Genomic DNA, 9,032 nt, shown 5'->3' on the forward strand with positions numbered 1-9,032 from the left:
GGAGGACGGGAGGCCGGCACCCCTTCCGGGGCGCGACCGGCCCGACGCCCCCCACCCGTGATCACGCCCGGTTACTATGCTCACTTCATGCCGTGGGCCGGCGGTGCGGGGGCGCCGCCGCCGACGAACCGCCCGGGGAGCGGGGCACCGGTGTGCCGCCCGGCCCCCGGAACACCGAACGCCCGGGCCTCCGTTCCCGACCCCGGAACCCCGGAACCCCGACCCCGGGTCCCCGCCGGGGGCGCCACCTGCCGCGCCCCGACGGAGCCGACCGTTGACAGCGAGGTTGAAGAGATGGGTGACCTGCGAGGATGCTGAGAGAAGTCACCGCCACGCGCTATGTGACGCCCCTGCGCGAGGGCGGCTCGCTGCCCGGGATCGTCGAGGCCGACGACCTCGGCACGTACGTCATGAAGTTCACCGGCGCGGGCCAGGGCCGCAAGACGCTCGTCGCCGAGGTGATCTGCGGCCGGCTGGGCCGACTCCTCGGTCTGCGCGTGCCCGAGCTGGTCGCCATCCAGCTGGACCCGGTGATCGGCCTGGGCGAGCCCGACCAGGAGGTGCAGGAGCTGCTCAAGGCCAGCGGCGGGCTGAACCTCGGCATGGACTACCTGCCGGGCTCCATCGGCTTCGACCCCCTCGTCTACGAGATGGACCCGGTCGAGGCGGGCCGGGTGGTCTGGTTCGACGCGCTGGTCAACAACGTCGACCGGTCCTGGCGCAACCCCAACATGCTGGTCTGGCACGGCGAGCCCTGGCTCATCGACCACGGCGCCACCATGATCTGGCACCACAACTGGCCCGGGGCGGCGGCCTCCGCCGCCAAGCCGTACGACGCCTCCGACCACGTCCTGGCCACCTACGGCCCCGACGTGGCCGCGGCCGCCGCCGAACTGGCGCCGCGGGTCACCGGGGACCTGCTGGGCGAGGTCGCCGCCGACGTGCCCGACGAGTGGCTGGCCGGCGAGCCCGGCTTCGACTCGCCCGACGCCGTGCGGCGGGCCTACGTCGAGGCCCTGCTGTCGAGGGCCGCCACCATCCACCTGCGGGTCACCGTGGGGGAGCGGACCGAGCGCCCGGCCGCGCGGCCGCCCGGCTGGCTGGCCGACCGCCTCGCCCCCCGTCCCCGCGCCGCCCGGAACGGCACGGCCGTGCCCGGCGAGCGGAAGGACGGCGGCCGGTGACCGAGCGGAACGTCTTCGAGTACGCCCTGCTGCGCGTCGTCCCGCGCGTCGACCGCGGCGAGTGCTTCAACGCGGGCGTGGTGGTCTACTGCCGCGCCCGGTCGTTCGTGGCCGCGCGGACGCACCTGGACGAGGGGAAGCTGGCGGCGCTCGACCCGCGGGCGGACGTCACCGGTGTGCGGGCCGCCCTGCGCGCCGTGGAGGGCGTCTGCCGCGGCGGGGAGGACGCCGGGCAGGCCGGTCGTGACGACGCCGGGCGGCGCTTCCGCTGGCTGGTCGCGCCCCGCTCCACCGTCGTCCAGCCCGGCCCCGTCCACACCGGGCTCACCGCGGATCCGGAGGCGGAGGTGGAGCGGCTGCTGGACCTGCTCGTCCGCTGACGCCTCCGGGGCCGGCCGGCCAGTCGTTGACACCGGGTGCCGCGGCTTCTAGCGTCTCGTCCCGCCGAAGGCACCGAGCGGTCGCTCACCGGTCCGCCGGGAGCGAGGACGAACGGCTCCCAGGGGGTCGAGGACGAGGAGGACCAGCATGTCCACCACCCGGCAGCGCGTGGCCGTCGTGACCGGAGGGGCGCGCGGCATCGGAGCGGCGACCGCCGTGCGGCTCGCGGCCGAGGGGCGCGCCGTGGCCGTCCTCGACCTCGACGAGGCCGCCTGCGCGGACACCGTCGCCGCCGTCACCGCGGCCGGCGGCACCGCCCTCGCCGTCGGCTGCGACGTCTCCGACGCCGCCCGGGTGGAGGCCGCGGTCGCCCGTGTCGCCGACGAGCTCGGCGCGCCCACCATCCTCGTCAACAACGCGGGCGTGCTCCGCGACGAGCTGCTGTTCAGGATGTCCGAGTCCGACTGGGACACGGTGATGGACGTCCACCTCAAGGGCGCGTTCCTGATGACCAGGGCGTGCCAGGGGCACATGGTCGACGCGGGCTTCGGCCGGATCGTCAGCCTCTCCTCGTCCTCCGCCCTCGGCAACCGCGGCCAGGCCAACTACTCCGCCGCCAAGGCCGGCCTCCAGGGCTTCACCAAGACCCTCGCCAAGGAGCTCGGCAGGTTCGGCGTCACCGCCAACGCCGTGGCGCCCGGCTTCGTCGCCACCGAGATGACCGCGCGGACCGCCGAGCGCGTGGGCATGGGGTTCGAGGAGTTCCAGGCCGCCGCCGCCACGCAGATCCCCGTCGGCCGCGTGGGCCGCCCCGAGGACGTCGCGAACGCGATCGCCTTCTTCACCGGCGACGACGCCGGCTTCGTCTCCGGCCAGGTCCTGTACGTGGCCGGCGGACCCCTCGACTGAGACGGCGAACCCTCGACTGAGACGGCGGACGGCATGGAGGACGACATGGGGAACGACATGGGGGACGACAGCATGGAGAACGGCGCGGCACCCGGGCCGACCGGCCGGGCCGCCCTGGTCACCGGCGGCAGCCGGGGCATCGGGTACGCCATCGCCGAGGCCCTCGTCGCCCGCGGCGACCGCGTCTGCATCACCGGGCGCTCGGAGGAGGCGCTCAGGGCGGCCGTCGAACGGCTCGGCCCCGACCGCGCCGTCCACGTCGCGGGCAAGGCGCACGACGAGGCCCACCGGGCGATCGCCGTCGAGCGGACCATGGAGGCCTTCGGCCGGGTGGACTACCTGGTCAACAACGCCGGGACCAACCCCGTCTTCGGCCCGATGGCCGACCTCGACCTCGACGCGGCCCGCAAGGTCTACGAGACCAACGTCGTCTCGGCGCTCGGCTTCGCCCAGCGGACGTGGAAGGCCTGGCAGAAGGAGAACGGCGGCGCGATCGTGAACATCGCGTCGATCGCCGGCGTCGCCGCCTCCCCGTTCGTGGGGGCGTACGGGATGAGCAAGGCGGCGATGATCAACCTCACGCTGCAGCTCGCCCACGAGTTCGCCCCGCTCGTCCGGGTCAACGCGATCGCCCCGGCCGTCGTGAAGACGAGGTTCGCCCAGGCCCTCTACGAGGGCCGCGAGGCGGAGGCGGCCGCCGCCTATCCGCTCGGCAGGCTCGGCACGCCCTCGGACATCGGCGCCGCCGCGGCCTTCCTCACCTCGGAGCAGTCGGGCTGGATGACGGGGCAGACCCTGGTCGTCGACGGGGGCATCCTGCTCAATGCCGGAGTGGGTTGAGGGGATTGCTCCCGATTGGTCGCCTGACGTCTCAAGTGCCCCGCCGGTCCGCCTGATTGACCGGCGGGGAGCTGCGGTATCGTCGGCCGACCATGGCTGAACGAGGAGCGTGTGCACGTGTTCAACCGGACCAGCCTGCAGGCGACTGCAGCTCTTGCGTCCATATCCCTGCTGGCGGGATGCGGCCTCTTCGCGGGAGATGAGGCCGAAGCGGAAAGCAAGATCGTCGTGGGTACGACGAGCTCCCCCACCACCCTCGACCCGGCGGCCGCGTGGGACAGCTCCTGGGAGCTGTACCGGAACGTCTTCCAGACGCTGCTGAGTTTCCCCACGGGCAGTACGACCCCCCAGCCGGACGCGGCGGACTGCAGGTTCACCGACGGCACCAGCCAGGTGTTCCAGTGCGACCTGCGCGAGGGGCTGCGGTTCTCCTCCGGCACCCCGGTCGACGCCGAGGCCGTCAAGCACTCGATCGAGCGGATCCGCACGATCAACGCGGAGGGCGGACCCAGCGGGCTCCTCGGATCCCTCGACAAGATCGAGACGAACGGCGACAGGACGGTGATCTTCCGCCTCAAGGAGTCGGACGCCACCTTCCCCTTCGTCCTGGCCACGCCCGCCACGTCGATCGTCGACCCCGTCTCCTACCCGGCGGACCGGGTCCGCGAGGACGGCAAGGTGGTCGGCTCCGGCCCGTACCTGCTGAGCGAGTACACCGAGGGCGTGCAGGCCCGGCTGGTCAAGAACCCCACGTACAAGGGGTACGCCGACCGCAAGAACACCGCCGTCACCATCCGCTACTTCGGCGAGTCCGAGGCGCTGGTCGCCGCGCTGAAGAAGAAGCAGATCGACGTCACCTACCGCGGCCTGACCGCCGAGGAGGTCGTCGACCTCAGCGAGAAGAAGGCCGAGAACGAGGGCCTCCAGGTCGTCGAGCTGACCGGCGCGACCATCCACTACCTGGTCTTCAACCCCAAGGACCCGCAGGCCGGCAAGCCCGCCGTCCGCCAGGCCGTCGCGCAGGTCATCGACCGCGGAACCCTCGTCTCCAAGGCGTACAAGGGAACCGCCGAACCGCTGTACTCGATGGTCCCCAAGGGCATCGCCGGGCACACCACCAAGTTCTTCGACCACTACGGCGACCCGGACGTCGCCAAGGCGAGGAGCATCCTGCGCAAGGCCGGGATCGACGAGCCGGTGAAGCTGACCATCGGCTACACCACCGACCGGTACGGCTCCTCCGCGGTGGCCGAGTTCACCGAGATCAAGCGGCAGCTGGAGGCCTCCGGGCTGTTCGAGGTGACCCTCGTCGGCAAGCCCTGGAAGGACTTCCAGACCGCGTACCAGAAGGGCGAGTACCCCGTCTTCGGCCGCGGCTGGTTCCCGGACTTCCCGGACCCGGACAACTTCGTCGCGCCGTTCGTGGGCAAGAAGAACGTCCACGCCGCGCCGTACGAGCAGCAGGAGATCACCGACCGGCTGCTGCCCGAGTCGCGCCGCAAGAGCGACCGCGCGACGGTCGTCAAGCAGTTCGAGCGGGCCCAGCAGATCTTCGTCGAGGACGTCCGGATGCTGCCCCTGTGGCAGGGCAAGCTGTACATCGCGGCCAGCGAGGAGATCGGCGGTGCCGAGCGCGCCCTCGACCCGCAGACCGTCATGCAGGTGTGGGAGCTGCACCGCAAGACCAGCTGGTGACGACACGGCCGGCGGCCGGAGCCGGTGGGATCGGCTGTCAGTGGTCACCGGTAGGTTCGGTGACCGACAGGCGATCCCACACCGGAGGTTGTTGACGTGACCGACACCGCCATGCTGCCCGAGTCCTGGCGCGGCGTCCTCGGCGACGAACTGCAGAAGCCGTACTTCGAGCAGCTCACCGAGTTCGTCGAGGAGGAACGGGCCAAGGGGCCGGTCTACCCTCCGCGGGAGGAGGTGTTCGCCGCCCTCGACGCCACCCCGTACGACAAGGTCAAGGTCCTCGTCCTGGGCCAGGACCCGTACCACGGGGAGGGCCAGGGGCACGGCCTGTGCTTCTCCGTGCGACCGGGCGTCAGGATCCCGCCGTCCCTGCGGAACATCTACAAGGAACTGCGGGACGACCTCGGCCACCCCGTCCCGGACAACGGCTACCTCATGCCGTGGGCCGAGCAGGGGGTGCTGCTGCTCAACGCCGTGCTGACCGTGCGCGCCGGCGAGGCCAACTCCCACAAGGGCAAGGGCTGGGAGAAGTTCACCGACGCCGTCATCCGCGCCGTCGCCTCCCGCCCCGACCCGGCCGTGTTCGTCCTGTGGGGCAACTACGCGCAGAAGAAGCTGCCGCTCATCGACGAGTCGCGGCACGCCGTGGTGAAGGGCGCCCACCCGTCGCCGCTCTCCGCGAAGAAGTTCTTCGGCTCCCGGCCCTTCACGCAGATCGACCGGGCCGTCGCCGAGCAGGGCCACGAACCGATCGACTGGCGCATCCCCGACCTCGGCTGAGCCGTGCCCGCCCGCCGCACGGGGACCGCGCGGCGGGCGGGCTCCGGCCGGTGTGCGCCCGGACGGGTCGGCGTACCGGTGCCGGCCGTGTCCGCCCGGCGAGCGGCCGCCCCGGCGGTTAGCGTCGGGAGGGGACGACGAGAGGGGCCGGCACATGGCCGACGAGGACGCGGTCGCGTCCGGCGCCGCGGACGACGCGGTCATGACCGGCATCGGCCAGGCGACGATGCTGCTGCACGGGGGAGACCGCGAGGAGGCCCGCAACCGGCTCCACGCACTGTGGGAGCGGATCGGTACCGACGGCGACCCCCTGCACCGCTGCACCCTGGCCCACTACATGGCGGACGCCCAGGACGACCCCGACGCCGAACTCGCCTGGGACCTGCGCGCCCTGGCGGCCGCCGGGACGCTCGACGGGGAGCGGCCCGCCCGCCACGCGACGGCCGCCGCCCTGCGGGCCCTGTACCCGTCGCTCCATCTGAACCTGGCCGCCGACTACCTGGCACTGCACCGCCCCCACGACGCGCGCTCCCACCTCGACCTGGCCCGCGCCGCCTCGGCCGTCCTCGCCGACGACGGGTACGGCGCGGGTGTCCGGGCCGCCATCGACCAGCTCGACCGCCGTCTGCGGGAGGACGGCGCCTGAACGGCGCCGCCCCGGGGCCGCGTCAGCGGGGCACCGCCTCCCGGCACGTACGCTCCTCGACGCCGCCCGGACGCCACGCGCCGTGCCGCTCCGCCAGCCGGCACACGTCCGGCACGGCGACCCTCGGACGCGCCGGGACCGGAGTCCGCACCGGCGCGGGCGGGCGCGCCTCCGGGGCACGCGCCGGGGGCCGTGCCCCGGCCCGCTCCCCGTCGTCCTCGGCCGCCCGCTCACGCGTCACCGCCGGGCGGGGCGTCGGCGCCGCCGCGGGGGCGGCGCTCTCCAGCGCCTCGCGCGGCCGCCCCTCGACCACCGGCGGCTCCGGCTTCCGCGACGTCTCCGCCACCGCCGGGGTCTCCACCGGGCCGGGGCCGGGAGCCACCGTCACACAGCCCGGCAACGCCACCGCCACCACACCCACCAGGACGCACAGCGCCCCACCGCTCCCGCCGAGCCCGGCCCTCGCTCTTTCCCGCACCGGCCCACTGTGCCGCCCGGGCCGCCGCCCGCACCGTTCGTACCGACGGTTACCGCACGCACGGGTGACGCGTGTCACACGTATGCCGCGGGGTGCGGCGCCCGGGAATCCGGCGGGTGCCGACTCCCGGCGGGTGCCGCCTCCCGATGGGCCCGCCGGCGGCGGGCCGGGGCGCCCCGGGCCCGCACGACCCGGCTCGGCCCCCGGGCCTCCCTGGGCACCGGCGCCGTACCGGTGAGGCGGCGCTCAGCGCCCGCGGAGCGCCGCGGGTCCGCGGGCCGCGCGGGCACGGAGGGCGGTGCCCCCGGGTGCGGGTGGCGGTCCGGCAGCCCGCGCCCCGAAGGCGCCCGCAGCGCCCGCGAGGACGGCGAGCGACGCCCACAGGGGCCAGTCGCCGAACCGCACGTACGGCGTCGCCGACGCCCCGGCGAGCGGCACGTCGTAGACGGCGGCCGCGGCGCGGTCCGTGCCGAGCGGGGACCCGATCCGGGCACCGTCCGGCCCGTACACGGCGCTCACGCCGGTCAGCGTCGCGTGCACCGTCGGCCGGCCGGTCTCGGCCGCGCGCAGCGCCGCCAGCGACGCGTGCTGCGCGGGCGCCCAGCTGTCCTGGAACGTCGACGTCGCCGACTGGGCGACCAGCACCTGCGCGCCGCCGCGGGCCAGGTTGCGGCTCATGTCGGGGAAGGCCGACTCGAAGCACACGAGCGGCCCCACCCGCAGCGTCCGCTCCCCGCCGCCGACCGCCATCACGACCTGCTCGGTGCCGCGCCGCCGGTCCTCGTCCGCCGCCCGGCCCACCGACGTCGCCCACCCCAGCACGGCCCGCGCCGGGACGTACTCGCCGAACGGCACCAGCCGCATCTTGTCGTACCGGTCCCCGGTCGGACCGCCGGGGCCCACGAGCACGCTGCTCTTGTGGATGCCGGGCCGGTCCGAGCGGCGCGCGTCGACGTTCACCAGGATCTCGGCGCCGACGTGCCGCGACAGCCCGGCCAGCCGGTCGGCGAGGTCCGGCCGGGCCGCCAGGTCGGCGCCGACGCTGCTCTCGCCCCAGACGACCAGGCGCACGTCCTGCCCCGCCAGCGAACGCGTCAGCTCCTCACCGCGGGAGAAGCGCCGCTCCGGCCCGTCCACCACCCCCGGCTGGACGACCGCGATCCGTACCGTGCCCGCCGGTTCCGGCGGCGCCGACCACGTCCACGCCGACGCCGCGAGGAGCGTGCCCGGCACCAGCACCGCGACCGCGGCCGTACGGGCGGGGGGAACCGCCACGAGCAGCGCCACCGCCGTGTTGGCCGCCACCACCAGCAGCGTCACCAGCCACACCCCGCCCAGCGCCGCCACCCGCAACGCGGGCGCGACCTGCCACTGGCTTGCGCCCAGCAGCCCCCACGGGCCGCCCAGCGCCTCCCACGACCGGACCGCCTCGACCATCAGCCAGCCCGACGGCACCACCGCGCACGCGGCGGCCGCCCGCCCGCGTGACACCCGCGCCCCCCTGAGCGCCCACCGCGCCAGCCACCCCCACGGCGCCCACAGCAGTCCCAGGAGGGCCGCCAGCACCAGGAGGAACACGTGCAGGTTCGGCGCCAGCCAGTGGTGCACGGCCAGGACGAAGCCCGTCCCGCCCAGCCACCCGTCGAACGCCGCCCGCCGGCCGGTCGGCGCGGTGCGGAGCAGCAGCAGCCACGGCACCAGCGCCACGTACGCCAGCCACCACAGGGAGGGCGCCGGGAACGCCAGGGCGGGCAGCGCGCCCGCGAGGACGGCCGCCGCGCCGCGCCCCCACCGCGACGACCGCGGTGACCCGGGCGACCGCGGCCGCGCGGTCGTTTCGCCGAGTTCGGTCGCCGACCGCATCCGCGCCTCCTCGCCCGGGGCCCTGGAACTCCAGTGTGGCGGAGGGGCCGCTCCACGGACAGTGCCCCCGGCGCGGCCGCGGACACGTCCGGCGGGGGCGCGCCCGGCGGACAGGCGGGGCCGAGGAGGAGGACGCGGGAGGCGCCGCTTCGGGCCCGGTGTGCGTCCCGCCCCGGGGAACCCGCGGACGTGTGGGCGGGGGCGGTGCCGCCGTGCGTNNGGANCNCNGNNNNGGNNNTTATACACATTNTTCATA

The 9,032-nt window shown here is 74.8% G+C and carries 9 protein-coding genes; 7 read left to right on the forward strand and 2 right to left on the reverse strand.

Features of this window, described 5'->3' with window-relative positions:
- The first annotated feature begins 311 nt into the window (after nt 1-311).
- The 7 genes from MW084_RS21795 to MW084_RS21825 all read left to right on the forward strand — a co-directional run bounded on the left by MW084_RS21795 (nt 312) and on the right by MW084_RS21825 (nt 6,435).
- Nucleotides 312-1,184 carry a HipA family kinase gene (locus MW084_RS21795; RefSeq protein WP_029553328.1) on the forward strand — a complete coding sequence of 291 codons (873 nt, stop codon included), beginning with the start codon at nt 312-314 and terminating at the stop codon, nt 1,182-1,184.
- Entirely contained in the window at nt 1,181-1,564 is a 384-nt protein-coding gene (locus tag MW084_RS21800) for a DUF3037 domain-containing protein (protein ID WP_010469012.1), read from the forward strand. The genes MW084_RS21795 and MW084_RS21800 overlap by 4 nt, the downstream gene beginning before the upstream one ends.
- Before the next feature lie 148 nt (nt 1,565-1,712).
- Nucleotides 1,713-2,474, forward strand: a complete 762-nt coding sequence (gene fabG / locus MW084_RS21805; protein WP_010469010.1) for a 3-oxoacyl-ACP reductase FabG — start codon at nt 1,713-1,715, stop codon at nt 2,472-2,474.
- A gap of 45 nt (nt 2,475-2,519) precedes the next feature.
- The gene (locus MW084_RS21810; RefSeq protein ID WP_255115803.1) at nt 2,520-3,314 is read left to right on the forward strand and encodes an SDR family oxidoreductase; all 795 of its coding nucleotides are present in this window, start codon (nt 2,520-2,522) and stop codon (nt 3,312-3,314) included.
- Nucleotides 3,315-3,431: 117 nt separating this feature from the next.
- Nucleotides 3,432-5,009: an ABC transporter substrate-binding protein gene (locus MW084_RS21815; protein WP_029553326.1), complete on the forward strand. Its 1,578-nt coding sequence runs from the start codon at nt 3,432-3,434 to the stop codon at nt 5,007-5,009.
- A 96-nt stretch (nt 5,010-5,105) separates the two neighbouring features.
- Nucleotides 5,106-5,789: a uracil-DNA glycosylase gene (gene ung / locus MW084_RS21820; RefSeq protein WP_010469005.1), complete on the forward strand. Its 684-nt coding sequence runs from the start codon at nt 5,106-5,108 to the stop codon at nt 5,787-5,789.
- A 154-nt stretch (nt 5,790-5,943) separates the two neighbouring features.
- Nucleotides 5,944-6,435 carry a hypothetical protein gene (locus MW084_RS21825; protein ID WP_010469003.1) on the forward strand — a complete coding sequence of 164 codons (492 nt, stop codon included), beginning with the start codon at nt 5,944-5,946 and terminating at the stop codon, nt 6,433-6,435.
- Between the two features lie 22 nt (nt 6,436-6,457).
- On the opposite strand, the gene MW084_RS21830 is transcribed toward MW084_RS21825, so the two are convergent.
- Nucleotides 6,458-6,913: a hypothetical protein gene (locus tag MW084_RS21830; RefSeq protein ID WP_275563750.1), complete on the reverse strand. Its 456-nt coding sequence runs from the start codon at nt 6,911-6,913 to the stop codon at nt 6,458-6,460.
- Between the two features lie 246 nt (nt 6,914-7,159).
- Nucleotides 7,160-8,776 carry an apolipoprotein N-acyltransferase gene (gene lnt, locus MW084_RS21835; RefSeq protein ID WP_010468999.1) on the reverse strand — a complete coding sequence of 539 codons (1,617 nt, stop codon included), beginning with the start codon at nt 8,774-8,776 and terminating at the stop codon, nt 7,160-7,162.
- Nucleotides 8,777-9,032: the final 256 nt, after the last annotated feature.

This window comes from Streptomyces sudanensis, from assembly GCF_023614315.1.
Classification (GTDB): domain Bacteria; phylum Actinomycetota; class Actinomycetes; order Streptomycetales; family Streptomycetaceae; genus Streptomyces; species Streptomyces sudanensis.